The sequence below is a fragment of the Methanoculleus chikugoensis genome, from assembly GCF_019669965.1.
GTDB lineage: Archaea > Halobacteriota > Methanomicrobia > Methanomicrobiales > Methanoculleaceae > Methanoculleus > Methanoculleus chikugoensis.
Genome location: NZ_AP019781.1, coordinates 2,370,977 through 2,387,874, shown reverse-complemented (window position 1 = coordinate 2,387,874; position 16,898 = coordinate 2,370,977). Strand labels below are relative to the sequence as shown.

The 16,898-nt window shown below is 63.0% G+C and carries 13 protein-coding genes; 6 read left to right on the top strand and 7 right to left on the bottom strand.

Annotated features, from left to right (window positions below):
• Positions 1-125 precede the first annotated feature (125 nt).
• Positions 126-512, top strand: a complete 387-nt coding sequence (locus tag MchiMG62_RS11995) for a response regulator (protein WP_221057160.1) — start codon at positions 126-128, stop codon at positions 510-512.
• On the opposite strand, the gene MchiMG62_RS11990 is transcribed toward MchiMG62_RS11995, so the two are convergent.
• Positions 487-1,719 carry a sensor histidine kinase gene (locus MchiMG62_RS11990; protein ID WP_221057159.1) on the bottom strand — a complete coding sequence of 411 codons (1,233 nt, stop codon included), beginning with the start codon at positions 1,717-1,719 and terminating at the stop codon, positions 487-489. The genes MchiMG62_RS11995 and MchiMG62_RS11990 overlap by 26 nt on opposite strands.
• A gap of 609 nt (positions 1,720-2,328) precedes the next feature.
• Between MchiMG62_RS11990 and MchiMG62_RS11985 the strand changes: the two genes are divergently transcribed.
• The 4 genes from MchiMG62_RS11985 to MchiMG62_RS11970 are packed head-to-tail and all read left to right on the top strand — an operon-like array spanning position 2,329 to position 8,787.
• A complete protein-coding gene (locus MchiMG62_RS11985; RefSeq protein WP_221057158.1) occupies positions 2,329-4,818 on the top strand; it encodes a methyl-accepting chemotaxis protein in 2,490 nt (829 codons plus the stop codon).
• A 15-nt stretch (positions 4,819-4,833) separates the two neighbouring features.
• The gene (locus MchiMG62_RS11980) at positions 4,834-5,316 is read left to right on the top strand and encodes a chemotaxis protein CheW (RefSeq protein ID WP_221057157.1); all 483 of its coding nucleotides are present in this window, start codon (positions 4,834-4,836) and stop codon (positions 5,314-5,316) included.
• A gap of 22 nt (positions 5,317-5,338) precedes the next feature.
• Entirely contained in the window at positions 5,339-7,768 is a 2,430-nt protein-coding gene (locus MchiMG62_RS11975) for a PAS domain-containing sensor histidine kinase (protein ID WP_221057156.1), read from the top strand.
• Positions 7,756-8,787, top strand: a complete 1,032-nt coding sequence (locus MchiMG62_RS11970; RefSeq protein WP_221057155.1) for a PAS domain-containing protein — start codon at positions 7,756-7,758, stop codon at positions 8,785-8,787. Before MchiMG62_RS11975 ends, MchiMG62_RS11970 begins: the two co-directional genes overlap by 13 nt.
• 4 nt (positions 8,788-8,791) lie before the next feature.
• Here the strand turns inward: MchiMG62_RS11970 and MchiMG62_RS11965 are convergent, their stop codons facing one another.
• From MchiMG62_RS11965 to MchiMG62_RS11945, 5 genes are all read right to left on the bottom strand, one after another.
• Positions 8,792-9,667: a thiamine pyrophosphate-dependent enzyme gene (locus MchiMG62_RS11965; protein ID WP_221057154.1), complete on the bottom strand. Its 876-nt coding sequence runs from the start codon at positions 9,665-9,667 to the stop codon at positions 8,792-8,794.
• Positions 9,664-11,322: a 2-oxoacid:acceptor oxidoreductase subunit alpha gene (locus tag MchiMG62_RS11960; protein WP_221058779.1), complete on the bottom strand. Its 1,659-nt coding sequence runs from the start codon at positions 11,320-11,322 to the stop codon at positions 9,664-9,666. Before MchiMG62_RS11960 ends, MchiMG62_RS11965 begins: the two co-directional genes overlap by 4 nt.
• Before the next feature lie 245 nt (positions 11,323-11,567).
• Entirely contained in the window at positions 11,568-12,314 is a 747-nt protein-coding gene (locus tag MchiMG62_RS11955; RefSeq protein ID WP_221057153.1) for an MJ1433 family protein, read from the bottom strand.
• Between the two features lie 53 nt (positions 12,315-12,367).
• Positions 12,368-13,501, bottom strand: coding sequence for an NAD-dependent epimerase/dehydratase family protein (locus MchiMG62_RS11950; protein WP_221057152.1), 1,134 nt, complete (start codon positions 13,499-13,501; stop codon positions 12,368-12,370).
• Between the two features lie 184 nt (positions 13,502-13,685).
• Complete coding sequence (locus MchiMG62_RS11945; protein ID WP_221057151.1) at positions 13,686-15,275, bottom strand: FMN-binding glutamate synthase family protein; 1,590 nt, start codon at positions 15,273-15,275, stop codon at positions 13,686-13,688.
• A gap of 281 nt (positions 15,276-15,556) precedes the next feature.
• Between MchiMG62_RS11945 and MchiMG62_RS11940 the strand changes: the two genes are divergently transcribed.
• Entirely contained in the window at positions 15,557-15,997 is a 441-nt protein-coding gene (locus MchiMG62_RS11940; RefSeq protein WP_244987711.1) for a hypothetical protein, read from the top strand.
• Between the two features lie 111 nt (positions 15,998-16,108).
• Here the strand turns inward: MchiMG62_RS11940 and MchiMG62_RS11935 are convergent, their stop codons facing one another.
• Positions 16,109-16,789 carry a 2,5-diamino-6-(ribosylamino)-4(3H)-pyrimidinone 5'-phosphate reductase gene (locus tag MchiMG62_RS11935; protein WP_221057149.1) on the bottom strand — a complete coding sequence of 227 codons (681 nt, stop codon included), beginning with the start codon at positions 16,787-16,789 and terminating at the stop codon, positions 16,109-16,111.
• Positions 16,790-16,898 lie beyond the last annotated feature (109 nt).

Sequence of the window (16,898 nt, the reverse complement as noted above, 5' to 3'; positions counted from 1 at the left end):
GCGAAATCCGGGGGACAATCAAAAAGCCGTAAATACCCTCTGCACGATGTCATTACAACTGGATCCTCTGTGCATGCACCCGAACCGCTATCGGTGACCGGGCAGAGGATGGGAGAGAACGCGGTATGACCGGAACCGGTGATGGAGATACTCGGATACTTGTCGTCGAAGATGACGGTCTCATCGCGTTCGACATAGCGACCCGGCTTGAAGATGCTGGTTATAGGGATGTTGCGGTGGCGGCGACGGGGGCGGAGGCGATCCGCCAGGCGGAGAATATGCGGCCGCACCTGGTCTTCATGGATATCACACTCAAGGGCGATATGGATGGTATCGAGGCGGCGGAGATCATCCGGAAACGCTTCGGCAGCCGCATCGTTTACGTCACCGCACACTCCGATCCGTCCGTCAGAAACCGGGCAATGGCAACGTCTCCTGCGGGATATATCCTGAAACCGTATACCGCCGCGGACCTGATTTGCGCGATCAGGTGCGCTCTCCGGTCGGAGTAGGTCCGGGAGGAGGCACAAGCAGCTCCTCTTCTCCGAAGGTGATCGTCACCGTCGTGCCGCCGTCGCCTCTTATTGAAACCTCGCCGTTCAGGTACTGCTCGACGAGGTATCGAACCATGGGAAGACCGGGAGTGGTGCCCGCGACGATCTCCATCCCCTCCGGGATGCCCACCCCGGTATCCCGGACGATGATGGTATATCTGCCTGTGTGGTCGCGGTCGACCGCCAGTTCCATCGTCCCGGTCATTCCGTCAGGAAACGCGTGCTGAATGACGTTGACGATCAGCTCGACGAGGATGAACCCGGTGAACTGGGCGAGTTCGAGCGGCATCTCGATCCCCGCGGCATGCACGTTCCAGGCGATCTTCTCCGGGGGCACGCCGTAAGTCCCGAAGAGAGTGCCGGAAAGGCGGGCGAGGTAATCCGCCATGCAGACACGGTCGAAGTTCTGCGAGAGGTGGAGTTCCTCGTGGGCGAGGGCGAGCGAGAGGATCTGCTGCTCGGTTGCCCGTACCGCTCTTCGTGCAGCTGGGTCGGCGAGGCGTGAGGTCTGCAGGTGCATGATGCTCGACACCACCTGGAGCGCGTTGCGCATCCGGTAGTGAATGACGTGGAGCAGTGCTTCCTTCTCCTCCAGCGCCTTTTCAAGGTCCCGCACCGCCTTGACCTCGCGGGTGACGTCTTCCAGGATGACGGTCGCTCCCGGTGTGCCGTCCTCGAAGACCACCGGGATGAACATCGCGCGGAACTCCACCGTGCGCCCATCTATCTCCCAGGGGAGTTCGCATCTGCCCTCCTGTCCCCGGAGCGCGGCGCGCGTCATCTCGCTGATCCTGGATGGGATGGGACGCTCCGGGAAGAATGCCTCGAGCGAACAGCCAGCGACCTCATCGTTGCCGGGACAGATTTCGGTACGGAATGCGGTATTGGCGAATACAATGCACAGGTTCCGGTCGAGGACGACGATCAGATCCGATGTCAGCCCGAGGAGCGCGGAGACCGGCACCCGGTGCGCGAGGGTGTAGAGTTTCGCCGCCGCAACCCTGCGCACCTCGACCCGGCCTGCGGCATGGAGCATACTCATGTATTTCGCCGTTACATTTCTGCCGATGCCGAGTTTTCTGGATATATCGAGGATGCTGAGCCCGTGAGGCTCCGGGCGGAGGAGTTCCTTGATCGCTTCGAGTTCCGGTATCTCATCAGCCATGCGGGTCTCATCCCCTCCATACCTTCTCCACTGCCATGGAGGTTATTTATGCCGGCCACCTCACATAATAGTTAATATTTCACCACCTCCGGAGAACCGGGCTCGGAGTGAAAAACTTTGAATTATCTCTCAAATAATTAAAATTTGTTTCAACGAAGCGAATATCATTTCAAAATCTTTATTGTCCCATCAGGGGAATCTGCATCCAGCATATGCATGCACATGTGCGTGCGTATGCGCGGGCAGATCTCACACCCGGAGTATCTCCCCGACATCCCGTGAGGAAAGGCCAGGTTCTCTACACCACCAGCCAAGACCCACCGGCGGCAGAGCACACCCGAATCATCGTACACACTGGGGCGAGAGCCCCTTTCCCATTGCCGCACGAGTTCCTCCTGACCCGTTCCGCCGGAAGGCGGGAGCATCGTCTCCGGGAGAATCATAAAAGGAATGATCTACGTGGAGAGTACACTGGAACCATCAGGCAGCGATGCCTTCAATGCCGGTAACGATTGTGGAATTAGCGCTGACTTCATAAGGGTGCTTAAAGGCGCCGCCGATGGGAATTTTGATCCTGGGAATCTCCCGGATGGCCTTAAAGGGAGCGGCATGGCGGAAGTTCTCATGAAGATTGCCGATACCCGAAAGGCGATCAATATGAATCCCATCCCTATGGTCACCGTGGATACCGACCTCAACTTCACCGACGCGAACGACACGGCGCTCGAACTCTTCGGATGGGATCGCGAGGAGGCCCTGCGCCAGAATGTCAAGGCCCTCGATGTCCTGGACCTGAAGGGCGAGCACATTGCCGTGACCCTGCGCGAGAAACGCCTGACCTCTTGCGAGGTGAAACTCCGGTGTCCGAAGGGTATCTTGATCCTCAGGGAATGGGCGGCGCCGCTGCTCGATTCCGCCGGCAACGTCAGGGCGGCGCACATGGAACTTATCGACATCACCCAGGAGAAGAAGGCGGCCGCAAATGTCGCAGCCTGGTACGAGTCGATCCTTGATGCGGTGCAGTTCCCGATTGCGGTCACCGACCTCGATATGAACTGGACGCTCGTCAATGCAGCGGCGGAGAAACTGATCGGCAAAAAAAGGGCCGATATCCTCGGAAAACCATGCTCCACCTGGAAGACAGGGATCTGCAACACCAACGACTGTGCCATAGCCCGCCTGCGGCGCGGCGAGACCCAGACCCTCTTTGATATGAACGGCGGCAGGTTCCAGGTCGACACCTTCTACGTGAAGGATGCGGACGGTGAGCCGATGGGCCACGTCGAGATCATCGAGGAGGTCACCGGCCGGGCCAGGGTCTCGGATTACATGGAGGCCGAGGTGAACCGGCTTGCCGAAAACCTGGAACGGCTTGCCAGAGGAGACCTTGACTTCGATCTCGCGGTCGTCGAGGCCGACGAGCACACTCAGGAGATGCACAGGGACTTCGCCAAGATTGCCGGAGACCTGGAGCGGGTAAAGGTGGGCGTCGGTCAGATGGTCGCCGATACCGAGCGGCTAACCCGGGCTGCCGCCGCCGGAAATCTGGCTCTCCGGGCCGATATTGCCGGTCACCGGGGTGACTTCCGCGCGATTCTCGAGGGCGTGAACGACCTCCTCGATGCCATCGTCGATCCGATGGAGGTGACGGCAGACTACATCAACCGGATCGGCCGCGGGGAGATCCCGGAAAAGATCACGGCCGAGTACCGGGGCGACTTCAACAAGATCAAGGAGAGCCTGAATTTGTGCATCGACGGCCTCGCCGGGCTTGCTGAGGCGGATCACGTCCTGCAGCGGATGGCCGTCAACGACCACACGGTGCGGATGACCGGGCAGTACCGGGGCATCTACGCGGAGGTTGCAACCGCGGTAAACGCTGTCCAGGATCGGGTCAATTACGTCGCAGATACCGTCGAGATGCTCAGCCGCGGCGACCTCTCCCGGCTCGATCACTATCGTCAGCTCGGCGGCCGTTCCGAGCAGGATCGGCTCGTTCCGGGATTCATCCGCACCTTTGAGGCGCTCCAGGCCCTGGTCAAAGATACGGATGTGCTGACGCAGGCGGCCCGGAAGGGAGATCTCGGAAAGCGTGCCGACACCGCGAAGCACGAAGGGGAGTACCGCACAATCGTGGAAGGAGTCAACGAGACCCTGGACACCATCGTCGTTCCCTTCAAGAAGATGCAGAATGCCGTCGTCCAGCTCGAGAGCAGCACACAGGAGACGAGCAAGAGTTCCGACGAGATCGCGAAGGCGACCGAGCAGGTGGCGGTGACGAGCCAGAAGTGCGCCGACCTTGCAAAGCAGGTTCTCAATCAGATCGAGAGTGTCGAGAGCCAGATGGCGGATCTCTCCGCCTCCAATGAGGAGGTTGCCGGCACGGCGCAGGAAGTACTCGCCGCGAGCAATGAGACGGCCCTGATCGGCAAAGAGGGCCTGGAACTCGGTGAGGCCGCCAAACGGAAGATGGGCGTTGTCGAGGAGATCTCGCAGCAGAGCATGGACGAGATCACCCGGCTCAACCAACAGATGGCTGAGATCGGCAAGATCGTGAAACTCATCAACGACATCGCGAACCAGACCAACCTCCTCGCGCTGAACGCCGCGATCGAGGCCGCCCGCGCCGGGGAGCACGGCCGCGGGTTCGCTGTCGTCGCGGGGGAGATCCGGAACCTTGCCGGAGAGTCCAAGCGTGCGAGCCATAACATCGAAGATCTCATCTCCTCTATCATCGCAAACAGCAACAAGACCGCGGCGAATATGGGGCAGGTCTACGCGGAGATCGAGGAAGGCGTCGAGAGCGTCAACCGCACCATCGCCGAACTGAAGAAGATCGTCACCGGGGCGGAGATGGTCAGTGGCGACATGGGCGAGATTGCCCGGGCGATCGAGGGGCAGGCCAACGTCGCGAACCGCGTGGTCGAGGCGATGGGTGAAGGAACTCGCCTGACCAAGGAGACCCAGGCGGAGGTGGAGAACCTGGCGTCGCTCTCCGAGGAGACGAGTGCATCGACCGAGGAGATCGGGAGCGCCGCGCACGAACTCAACAACATGGCAGGCGACCTCAAGGCAACCATGCAGCGGTTCTCCTTCTAGAGCGAGGTGCTGAGAATGGCAACCATAGGTGTTGTTGAGTTCCAGGTCGGGGGATCGCTGTATGCCCTCGACATCCACCTCGCGCAGGAGATCGTCGAGATGATGCCGATCACGCCGGTGCCGAGGGCGCCGCCCTACCTCGAAGGGATCATGAACCTCCGGGGTGAGATCACCAACATCATCAACCTCAATCAGCTGCTGGGTCTTTCCGGTCAGCAGAACACCGAGAACCAGAAGATCATCGTGCTGGCTCCCGAAGCCTCCGGCGGGTCGAAGATCGGGATCGTCGTCGACGACGTCCATAGCGTCATCCAGGTCGCGGAGACCGACGTCGAACGACTGGACGCAGCCATCTCGAGCCTGGCCTACATGAAGGGGGTCATCAAGTTGCAGGGCAGCGACGGGCTTGAGAGGGAGAAGAAGGGTGATAAGGACCTCGTCATCTGGATCGATATCCAGAAGGCCATCGGGGACCTGGTGAATGTCAGGGATGCATGATAGAAAGGTGCGGAGAAGAGCCGTGTCCTTCATTCGGAGGCATGCGGCGGCCCTGAAACATGCGGTGGCTCCCCCCTCCGCGAGCGTCGCCGGAGACGCCCGGATGCACGCCCTTCTCCGGCGCCTCGGGAGGACGGTGCGGGCGAGCCGGGTCTTCCTTGCTGAGGTCACCCGTAAGCCGGGCACGGGGGGGATCTATCTCCGTCTCCGGTACGGATGGGCCGACGGCGCGGCCGTTCCGATGGATAATATCGGGTGTCTCTCCTGCCGGGATCTGCCCCCCGGGTGGGAGGAACTGCTCCGGGCGGGCCGGCCCGTCCAGGGCTCTTCCACGCCTGCCCTGGTGATCCCTATCTTCTGCGGGCAGGAACTCCGGGGCGTCCTGAGCGTTCGGGGGTGCGCGGGAAGGAGGAGGTGGCGACGGTTTGAAACACATGCCCTGAAGGCGGCCGCGGTGGCTCTTACGTCGGCTGCGATCTGCCCCTGTTCGTGTGAAGCGTTGCACGCCGCCGAGGCCTACTATCAGGCCATCGTCGAAGACCTGACCGATCCCCTCTGCAGGCTCCTGCCGGACGGGACGGTAACCTATGCGAATGAAGCTTTTTGCGCCTTTTGCCGCCGTGAGCGTGCTGACGTGCTCGGGGCACGCGTGCAGGAGATCCTCCCGCCCGAGGTCGCGGGAGAACTGCCTGCCAGGGCGGGCCCGCCCGACGCTCTCACTCCAACCTTCACCCGGGTGTTCAGGGTCGGCGGAACTGACGGCGAGGAACGCTGGTACCGCAGCGTATGCCGGGCGATCTTCGACACAGGGGGTGCCGTCTGCGAATACCAGGTTGTCGGTCACGATATCACCGAACGCACGCGGCAGGATGCCCGGAACACCTGGCTGAACGACCAGAAACTGGCCATCCTGGCCGATGCCGCGTCCGATGCGATCGTCGTTCTGGACGACTCCGGGAGGATTACCTTCTGGAACCGCAGCGCCGAAGACCTCTTTGGACACACGGCGAGCGAGATCGTCGGCAGTGGCCCCGGGCGGCTCTTCCCGCCCGGATACACGCCCCTCCCACGCATTGAGGATATCAGGCATGCCATTGCGGCCGTGCCGCAGGGAGTCGCACGCCTGCTGTATCCCGACGTCACGTTCGCCCGGAAGGGGGGTTCGGTCTTCCTGGGGGAGCTCTCGGTAGCTGCCGTGCGGGCCGGGAGCAGATGGTACTGTGTCGGGATCGTCCGTGATATCACCGTACAGAGAGCACGGGAGCAGGTTCTCTGTGAGGAGAAAGACCGAACCGATACGCTTCTGCGGATCGCGGCACGGCTGAACGGCAGCATCGCACTGGATGCCGTACTCGATGCGCTCTGCGAGGAGACGGCCCGGGCGCTCCAGGTTCCGGCAGCGGTTGTCTTCCTCCTGGATCGCCACCGGGGTATGCTCGTGCCCGCCCGGTCGTTCGGGGTGCCTGAGGAAGTACGGGACTGCCTGCCGTGCATTCCGCTCCCTGTCTACGAGCGCGAACTCCGTAAGCAGGCCCCGGTCATCGCCGTTCCCGACCCGGTGCTCCGGGCGGGTGAGGGGTTTTGGAAGAGCACCCCGGAGCGCCCTCCCCGGGCGCTCGCGTCCGCCGCAATCCTCCACGAAGGGGTCCTGATTGGCTCCCTCGACGTGGTGATGTTCGATGCGCCGCGCACGTTCTCACCGGGAGAACTCGCGTTCCTGGGAGGGATCGCGAACCAGGCCGCGCTTGCCGTCGTCAACGCCCGGCACTTCGAGGAACTGACGGCGTACGAGCGCCGGCTGCAGGCGTCGCTCGACGAGAAGACGGCACTCTTAAAGGAGATCCACCACCGGGTGAAGAACAACATGCAGGTCATATCGAGTCTCCTCTCCCTGCAGGGCCGCCTGATCGAGAACTCCGCAGCCCGCGAATGCATCCGCGAAAGCGTGAACCGGGTGAAGTCGCTCGCGCTCGTCCACGAGAGCCTTTACCGGTCGGAGTCTCTCGCCGTCGTCGATATCGGCGCCTACGCGCGCCGATTTGCGGACGACCTGGTCCAGTCCTATGCCCTGCAGGCCCACGTATCCGTCACCGTCGAGACGGCGGAGGCGATCACCTTCTCCGGCGACACGGCGATCCCGCTCGGCCTCATCCTCAACGAACTCATATCCAACTCTCTCAGGCACGGGTTTGCCGGCAGGGACAGGGGGGCAATCGCGATCCGGATCGCCCGGCTGCCGGACAACCGGCTCGTCGTCGAGTACCGGGACGACGGCGTCGGGATGCCCCCGGACGTCATCGACCAGCCACCGGCGACCCTGGGGCTGCAGCTCGTCCGGATCCTCGCAGCACAACTTGGAGGGACGATCATGTTCCGGCCAGGGGAACCCGGGACGGTCATCGAGCTCATCGTCCCCGGCGAGCCGGAGGAGGTGGTGACATGCACCGCCTGACCGGCATGGCGGAGGATCGCGCTGTCCTCCTTGCGGAACCCGACCGCCCCGCCGCCGCAAAGGTCTCCTGCTGGCTGCAGGGAGAGGGGTATACGGTTGTGGGCGTGGTCGAGCGGGGCGACGAAGCCCTCGCGGCCGCAGCGGCATCCCGGCCGGGTTTTGTCGTCCTTGACGCATCCCTCCCCTGTCCGGAAAGCCCTCTCGCGACGGCTCTTGCGATCCGCGACCGGCTGAAGATCCCCGTCGTCTTCACGACGGCAAACCCGGTGAACACGCTGCCTCTAGGCGGGCCGGAAGGGCTCTCGCGGGAGGAGATCCTGGAGAAACCCTTCGGCCCGAACGACCTTGCCGCCGCGGTGGAGGCCGTTGCCGCACGCCACCGTTCCGGGTGCCTGCGCCGGGCATGGGACGAGGCGTTCAGGCGCGCTGCCGATTCCATCCCGTCTTTCGTCATGATTCTGGATGCCAACCGCCGCATCCGGTTCGTCAACCTCCCTGGAGCGATCTTTGCCGGACGCTCCCGTGCGGCACTCGCCGGGCAGGATGCCGTCGGGACGATTCTGCCGCCGTCCGACCGGGACGGCGGCTATATCCGGTTGCGGTTCGAAGAGGGGCGGGAGGTTGAATTTGTCGTCGACTGCGCCCCTGCCGGTAGGTGCCGGGTGTCCGTCCGGTGGACCTGCCACCCGGCACAGGGCCCCGGGGAACGTTGTGCCGGCTGGGTCTGTTTCGGCGCCGAGGAAAATGGAGTCCTCCTCCCGGACTCCGACTCCCGGGAGAGGGTGCTCCGGCAGCTCGAGGAGAACGTCGCGCAACTCATGACCCTCAACGACCGGATCCGTAATCCTCTTCAGGTGATTGCCGGACTGGCCGGATTCATGGACGGTGACGTCCGCGACAGGATCCTGCTCCAGGTGGAGATGATCGACGAGACTGTCCGGCAGCTTGATCTCGGGGCCCTTGAATCGACGTCGATCCGGGAGTATCTCCGCAAACACCACCGAATGGCGGCACCGTGAAGGTTCACCGCCACTCCTCGATGACGTTCCGGACAAGCGCCCTTCTGTCCGATCTATCGGCCGTGAGCGCCCGGAACTCCTCCTCGTAGATCGGTTTACCGACAGAGTAGAACGTCCCGAGCGGGATCGGCGCCTCCCGGTCGTAGTCCCATTCCCGGATCTTTCCGAGAGCGCTCTCGAATCTCCCGGTATCGACTTCGTCCTCCTTCATCTCGTAGGCGTGCTCGTTATAGTAGTCGGTCAGGTTGAAGTAGGTCGCGCAGATCTGGAGGACGTCGACGAACGAGAACCCCCGGTGCATGATCGCCTCCTTGAAGAGACCCTTCAGGTGCTGGACCTTCCTGGTGTAGCCGCGGGCGATATGGGTGGCCCCGGCGGCGAGCATGACTTCGAGCGGGTTTAAGGGGTGTTCCGTGATCCCGCCCGGGGTGGAACGGCCGCGGAATCCGGCGGGCGACGTCGGGGTGTACTGCCCCGTCGTCAGCCCGTAGACCCGGTTGTCGTGGACGATGACCGTGATGTCGCTGTTCCGCTTGGCCGCAAAGAGGAGGTGGTCGAGCCCCTCGGCGTAGATGTCCCCGTCCCCGACGTGGCAGATCACCTTTAGATCCGGGTTCGCAAGCCGTATCCCGGTCGCCGCCGGAACCGATCGGCCGTGGATGCCGTAGAAACTGTTGACGTTCAGGTAATCGACCAGTTTCCCGTGGCACCCGATCCCGCCGAGGAGAACGAAGTTCTCGATGGGTATTCTCTCCTCCTCCGAGAGTTCCGCGATGGCCGACTTCATCATGTGCTCTATCGAGAAGTTGCCGCACCCGGGGCACCAGGTGTTCTCTGCCGGGCTGATGAGATCGCCGGCGGGCCGGCCGGCCGGGGTCATGCGAAGACCTCCTTGAGGCGCGCCGCAAGTTCGTCGACTGCGAACGGCCGCCCGTCGTACTTCAGGACGGATCTCCCCGGGTCGAACCCCTGTTGCCGGAGGAGGCGGGCGAGCTGTCCGGTGGCGTTGTTCTCGACGCAGACAACGTTTCCCGCCCCGATCATCGCCTCTTTCCAGGCACGGGCGGGGAACGGCGCAAGCACGAGCGGCTGGACGACCCGCGCATCGAACTCCTCGGCGGCCTCGATGCAGGCCCACTTCTCCGAGCCCCAGCAGACGATCGTCCTCCCGGCATCCCGTGCGCCGTAGGTCCTGACGGTCGGGTAGGTGGAGAGTTCCTCCTTGAGGCTCTCTCCTTTCCGGAGCATCTTCTCCTGGAGTGCCGTGACCTCCCCCGCCGCCTCCGTGGTGAACCCGGCCTCGTCGTGGGCGTAACTGTTCGCCTTGACGATTGTCCCCGCCCTCCCGGGGAAGGCGAGCGGCGAGACCCCGCTTTTGATCCGCGCGTAGCGGCGGTACTCCCCGGTCCCGCCCCAGAGTTCCGGCTCCCTGTCCGGGTGCATGGTGACGGCCCCGAGGTCGAACGAGCAGGCACCTTCCGCGAGCGTCTTGTCGGTCAGGATGATCGAGGGCACCTGGTACTTCCAGGAGAGCGCCAGGGCGGTCGCCGACCAGGAGTAGGTCTCAGCAAGGTCGCCCGGGGCGACGACGAACCGCGGGAACTCCCCCTGGCCCGCGTTCAGGACGAAGTGGAGGTCGGTCTGAGCGGTGTAGGTCGGTATCCCGGTGCTCGGCCCGGGCCGCTGTCCCACAACGATCGTCACGGGGATCTCGGACATCCCGGCAAGCGAGAGCCCCTCGGTCATCAGGCAGAACCCGCCGCCCGCGGTCCCGACCGCCGCCCTCTCGCCGGCGTAGGCGAGGCCGAGCGCCATCATGATGACGCTGATCTCGTTTTCGGGGTGGATGACCCTGAGCGAGAGGTCTTCGGCCCGCTCCGCGAGAAAATGGAGGAGGTTTGATGTCGGCGTCATCGGGTAGGCGACGTAGGAGTCAAGTCCGCCGTGGACCAGCCCGAGCCCCGTGACCTCGTTCCCCGTCAGGACCGGGAGCGCCGGTCCATCGAGGGGCTCGACCGTGAAGACGCCTTCCACGGCGTCGTAACCCCGTCTGGCGACCCGGAGGTTCGCCTCCAGGTGCTTTGCGGGGACGCTTTCGCGGAGGACGTCCTCGAGGACATCCGGGCCGATCCCCGCCACCCGGGCAAGCGCCCCGAGCATCGCTGAATTTTTGGTGATCGGGGGTGCCTTCTCCTCTTTGACGATCGCGTCGAGCGGGAGACCGTAGCCCTCGCCCCTCATCACCTGCGAGGCGTCGTGGACGACCGTCGTGCCGCCGTGGATGCTTTCGCGGTGGTTCTCGATGCTGTTCTGATCGAAGGCGAGGAGGACGTCGACCGGGGTGCGATGCGCCCCGATCGCCTTCTCGGAGGCCCGGATGATCGCGAAGTTGTGCCCGCCGCGGATGAGCGAGGGGTAATCGAAGTACATGTAAGTGCGGTAACCGAGGCGGGAGAAGAGGCCGGCGATGGAGAGCCCCGCTGTGTTGATCCCTTCCCCCGCCTTGCCGCCGATCAATACAGAGTATTCGGTCATGGCGATCAAACGTGGCGTAGCCCGCCGGCGGGTATATACATTGTGCCATGGGAGAGTGTGCGACGAGCGTGATCCGGCCAGTCCAACCCGCGACGTGATCTCCCATATGTTCGTGATACAGGATAGCGAAATCTCACGCGAAAGCGCGAAGAGGAGCGGCAGCAACCATCTGCCGAACTTCGCGTTCTTCGCGTCTTCGCGTGAATCTGCGGCGTGTAATTGGCGATGCGATCCCTGCAGCACTCTCATCGTACTACCGGCGACGCCGTCTCGTCGAAGGGATTGCTCCGCATCGCAAGCGAAAAGAGGTACGGGTGGTTCCTCTGGAGATACTCCATGTAGGCGAGCCATTCTCCGATGAGTCGGCTGTACACCCGTTCGACGTCTCCCGCGAGGTGTTCGACGTCGCTTGCCGGGAGTCCGGCGAAGTCCCCCCGCCGTTCGAGTTCCTCGGTCAGGTGGAAGACCGCCCGCAGGAGGTCGGTGAACGACTCGTGCTCCAGGAGGACGGGGTTCTCGAGCAGACGGAGGAGGAATCCCCGTTGTTCTTTGAGGTACCGGCAGAGTTCCTGCAGGTCGGCGGCACCGACGGCGACCATGCAGGTGTGACGCCGGAGGCGGCCGCGCACCTTGGAGAACCTCTCCGGCGTCCAGGCGTTCGTCACGACGAGGTCGTGCCGGATCTTGGGAAGGTTCGGGTCGCGGTCAGAGAGGTACGTGAGGAGCCCGGTGCCGACCTCCGAGAAGAAGGTGCCGATGACCATGTTCAGCTTGTTCAGCCGGTCGCGCTTTGCCCGGACGCTCAGGAGTTCGTTGATCAGCAGGGTGACCAGGAGGACGTTTATCGGGAGGAACCCGAGCGCGTTGAAGATGTACTGGTAGGTGTTCTCGGGATCGCCGAGCAGGAGGTATTTTACGCCGTATATAGTGACCGATGAAGCGACCAGAAGAAGCCCGAGCCTTACTTCCCAGGTCCGAAGGCCGATGCGCATGATGCGGTCACATACTTCCGGCGGAGAAATAAAGGTTGGGCGTCGGGTGCCCCTCAGACCCGCAGGCGTGACGACCCGAGCGCCCTGACAGGTGCAGGAACCTTCCGCCCCTCTTCGATCCCGGCCTCGACCCAGGCGACCAGGTCGAGCAGACCTACCTCAAGGGTGACCTTCGGCTCGTAGCCGAGAACCTCCCGTGCACGGCCGATGTCTGCAAAGCAGTGGCGGATATCGCCGATCCGGCTGATTCCCATAATCTCCGGGGAGAGATCCTGCCGCCCGGTAATCGTCGCAAGAAGGTCGGCAACGGTTCTAAACGTACAGGGGCGGCCGCTTGCGATGTTGAACGTCCCGCCGACGGCACCGGGCGACTCGAGGGCCAGGCGGAAGGCGCGCGCCGCGTCGTAGACGCTCACGAAGTCGCGCTGCTGGTAGCCGTCCTCGAAGAGGTGTAGGGGAAAGCCCTGGAGCAGGCGGGACGCGTACTCGGTCAGCACGCCGGAATACGGGTTTGCATACCCCTGGTGCGGGCCGTAGACGGGGAAAAGCCGGAGAACGGTCGTCGGAATGCCGTAAGACTCCCCGATCAGCCGGCACATCTCTTCCTGGTCGTACTTGGAGACGGCGTAGACCGAGAGCGGCGACGCTTCCTTCGTCTCCGGGGTCGGGAGGGGGTAGATCACCTCCCCGTCGGGGCTCCGGGGCTCCCACCTGCCCCTTGCTGTCTCTCCCCGGGAACGGTGGATCTTCGGGTAGGTGGTGCCGTTGTACGAGCAGTACAGCCCTTCCCCGTAGACGGTGCTGCTCGAGGCGACGATGAGCCGCTTGATGGGATGTTCGAGCAACGCCTCAAGGAGAACGGCGGTTCCGGCGGTGTTGACGCTCATGTACTTCTCGATCTGGTACATGCTCGACCGCTCCCCGAGGACCGCCGCCAGGTGAATGACGGCATCGACCCCGTCGAGAGCCTCCTTGAGCTGCTGCGCGTCCCGGATATCCCCGACGAGAACCTCCGCGCGCCGGTCGAGGTGCTCGGGCCGGCGTCGCTCCGACCCGTGCACCTGCGGCATCAGGTTATCGAGGATGCGGACCTGGTAGCCGTGCTGCAACAGTTCCGTCGCGAGGTGCGACCCGATGAATCCCGCTCCCCCGGTGATGAGAACGGTCGGACTGGTATCCGTATGCATGGTATATCAGGCATTCCTGATGCACTCTTTGCATTAAATATTATCGTGAATGCAAAATATTAGTAAAAAATGTTTATTTAGGTCATTTGCATCTTCCGGGGTTGTTTAACCTCTCCCGGCCCGGTGTCGGGGGCATGGTCTGCGGCCGGCGGGGAGGGCTCTTCGCCGCTCGATGCGCTCCGTCTCACGAGTCGAGGATCGCCTCGGCAGCGTCGCGGTAAGCCCGCATCACGTACGGGATGCCGGAGACCGCTTCCGCCTCCTCGGTCAGGGTCATCAGGTCGTTCCGGCCGACCGTCTTGAGGCTGAAGTTCCGGGTTCCGGCCATGATCTGCTGGAGTCCGGTTCTGAACTTCTGGGCGTAGGTGTAGATCCCGATTGCTCCAAACGGGATCTCGTTCATCCGGCCGGGGTATCTCTCCTTGAGCTCCTCGTAGCAGACGAAGATCTCCTCGGCGCTGCTGCCGTACTTCGAGACGGTCCTGGGGATCTCGCCGGATTCAAGCCACGTAGCGATGTTCTTCCCGACCATGCCGGGGATCATCAGAGCGCGGCCCATGCAGACTGCCTTGACGTAGGGGCTTCCCATGGCGATCCCCTTGAAGACGTTGGCCTCGTCCGCGAACCCGCCGGCGATGGCGATGTCCGGGACGCGTATGCCCCGCTCCCGGAGCCTCTCGGCGAACCGGTAAGCAAGCGACTCGATGTAGAATGTCGGAATGCCCCACTCGTTCATCATCGGCCAGGGGCTCATCCCCGTACCGCCGGGTGCGCCGTCGATGGTGAGGAGGTCGAGCTTCGCTTCGGCCCCGTAACGGATTGCCATCGCGAGTTCGACGGCCGAGTAGGCGCCGGTCTTGAGGGTGACCCGCTTAAAGCCGATCTCGCGAAGCCGGTCGACCTCTTCGAGGAACTCTTCCCGGGTGACGAAGCCGAGACGGGAGTGCCGCTCGAACTCCTTCAGGGCGCCGTCCTTGAAGGCCGCCTGCACCTCGTGAACCCCCGGGTCGGGGAGGACGATGTACCCGCGATCCTTGAGCTGGCTCGCCTGGTCGAGGCTGCCGACCTTGATCTCGCCGCCGATGCACTTTGCCCCCTGGCCCCACTTCAGTTCGATCGCCTCCTGGTTGTGCTTCGAGGAGACGTACTCGGCGGTCCCGAGCCTCGTATCTTCCACGTTCAGCTGCACCAGAAGCTCGCCGTAGCGGTCTTTGAACTTCCTGTAGGACTCGATCCGGCGATCCATCTCGGGCGACCGGGCGACTCTGCCGTCATGATCGAGCACCAGTCCCGGATCGACGCCGCAGACGTTCTCCCCGCAGACGAGCGTGATACCCGCTATAGCGGCTCCGATGGCGAAGTGATCCCAGTTCGCCCGTGCAATCTCGGTCGACCCGAGCGCCCCGGTGAAGATCGGCACCCGCATCGGCACTCTGGTCGCCCACCCGTATTCGGTCCGGGTATCGACGCCCTGAAAGACGGCGGTGTCGGGATTGGCCTCGACGCCTTCCGGCAGCCCTTTTGCGCCCCGGGCGTAGCCCTGGATGTTCAGGTGCGAGTAGTCGATCGGGTAGTCTTTATCTGCGCCGGCCGTGATCTCGCCGAACGGGCCGGGGTAGAGTACTTCTCTGCCCCGGAACGAGGAGAGCCAGATCTCGCAGGATCCTTTGCATCCGTCGACGCACCGGCTGCAGATGCCGGACATCGGAACGACGTCACGGGAGCGGTTGGCCGTTCCCGTCGCATCGTTAGCGTTTGGTCTTCGCAGATTCATCGGCTGCACCTTCTTATTTTCGGATAGGAAGGTTCCTTCCACAGAATATAAATATTTCTAATGGGGGGGTTCTGCTCTTCCGAAACCCCGTCGGAATCTCGGTGTCCTGCAATCCGTTTCTCTTCCGCCCGATACGGTTCTCCGGCTCGCGCTGCCGGTCGGCGGTGTCGGGGGTTATTTATACTGTCGTATTCATGGTGTGCCGCGAGCGTGGCGAAAGGGTGAAATACATTGATGTGCATGAATGCTTTATGAACTTCAGGTTGCTATCAGCTCTGATTGTGCTTCTGCTCGCATTCTCGCTTTCCGCCGCCTGCACCGGCACAGGCGGCGACGCCGACCCCACAACCCCGCGGGCGACGGCGACGATCGGGGAGACACCTGCGGCCACGGCGACGCCGGTCTCGCTTACGCCCGGCCCGACGCAGACGGCACCGCCGGGAAAGGAGGTTGAGTTCCAGCTTACGGGCGGATACCCCTCACGGGTCACGAATGACCTGTACATCGCGTTCAGCGGCGGTAAAGGGCAGGATTACGTGACGAAGATCGATGTGCGCGTGACCAAGTCGACCGGGGAAGTCATCACCGACACCCTGCAGCCGATCCGCGGCGACGACATCATCATCCAGAACGCAAAAGGTGAGAACCGGGTTGAGATATCCGTATCCCTCGTCACGGGAGGCACCTATAAGGTCAAAGACCAGATTGTGGTAGTACCCTGACCGAAACAAACTTTTTTCTTATCGAGCGGGCCGGAGCGGAACCGTCCGGATACCCGTCTCGCTTTGCTCCCCCTGTTGTTGAACCGGGTTACCGGGCGGGTCCTTCCCACCTCATGTTCTCTCCACGCTCCACCGTACGAGCAGGCCGTCGTCGAGCCGGACGGCCTCGATGATCCGTAGCCGGGGAAAGTCTTCCTCCCGGAGAAAACCAGTGCCGTCGGCAGGTGTGGGGGCGTCCTTCCCTCCGATGACGATGCTGCCGACGAACGCCTGGAGTTCGTCGACAAGCCCCTGCTCAAAAAGCGTCCAGATCAACGTCCCCCCTCCCTCGACCATCAGGCGCCGGACGCCCTGCCGGTGCAGCTCTTCAAGCAGGCCGCGAAGATCGACGGTCTCTTCGCCGCCGACGATGACGGCGGCGTGCTTACCGAGGTCATCTACGGCTTTCTGGGGTGCCTTCTGTGAAACCGCGACGATGCGTCTCCCGCTTCCCTTGTGAAGGATATCCGCATCCAGGGGCGTCTTCCCCCAGCCGTCCACCACGATGCGGATGGGGTTCTCCTCCTTTCCGGCCGCCCTCCGCCGCTCCCGGAGTTCCGCGGACTTGACGGTGAGCGAAGGGTTGTCGGCGAGCACCGTGCCGATGCCGACCATGATGGCATCGCTCTCCGCTTTGATCCGGTCGACCCGCAGGTAATCCTCGTTACCCGAGATCCTCACCTGTCGCCGCTCTCTCGTCGAGATCTTTCCGTCAGCGCTCATGGCGATGTTGACGAAGACAAACGGGCGCATAATCTAGGGTTACACGCCGATCTTCATATATGCTCCTTTTTACGGCGGTATCGGGCCGGCCGACTCTCCTGCCGTCTCCCCTTCGCGAGGTGAGGAATATTCGGTAACA

What these genes read in the sequence shown, in the direction of transcription:
- MchiMG62_RS11995 (WP_221057160.1), top strand. Translation starts at nt 126, where the DNA reads ATGACCGGAACCGGTGATGGAGATACTCGGATACTTGTCGTCGAAGAT.
- MchiMG62_RS11990 (WP_221057159.1), bottom strand. Translation starts at nt 1,719, where the DNA reads ATGGCTGATGAGATACCGGAACTCGAAGCGATCAAGGAACTCCTCCGC.
- MchiMG62_RS11985 (WP_221057158.1), top strand. Translation starts at nt 2,329, where the DNA reads ATGGCGGAAGTTCTCATGAAGATTGCCGATACCCGAAAGGCGATCAAT.
- MchiMG62_RS11980 (WP_221057157.1), top strand. Translation starts at nt 4,834, where the DNA reads ATGGCAACCATAGGTGTTGTTGAGTTCCAGGTCGGGGGATCGCTGTAT.
- MchiMG62_RS11970 (WP_221057155.1), top strand. Translation starts at nt 7,756, where the DNA reads ATGCACCGCCTGACCGGCATGGCGGAGGATCGCGCTGTCCTCCTTGCG.
- MchiMG62_RS11965 (WP_221057154.1), bottom strand. Translation starts at nt 9,667, where the DNA reads ATGACCCCGGCCGGCCGGCCCGCCGGCGATCTCATCAGCCCGGCAGAG.
- MchiMG62_RS11960 (WP_221058779.1), bottom strand. Translation starts at nt 11,322, where the DNA reads ATGACCGAATACTCTGTATTGATCGGCGGCAAGGCGGGGGAAGGGATC.
- MchiMG62_RS11955 (WP_221057153.1), bottom strand. Translation starts at nt 12,314, where the DNA reads ATGCGCATCGGCCTTCGGACCTGGGAAGTAAGGCTCGGGCTTCTTCTG.
- MchiMG62_RS11950 (WP_221057152.1), bottom strand. Translation starts at nt 13,501, where the DNA reads ATGCATACGGATACCAGTCCGACCGTTCTCATCACCGGGGGAGCGGGA.
- MchiMG62_RS11945 (WP_221057151.1), bottom strand. Translation starts at nt 15,275, where the DNA reads ATGAATCTGCGAAGACCAAACGCTAACGATGCGACGGGAACGGCCAAC.
- MchiMG62_RS11935 (WP_221057149.1), bottom strand. Translation starts at nt 16,789, where the DNA reads ATGCGCCCGTTTGTCTTCGTCAACATCGCCATGAGCGCTGACGGAAAG.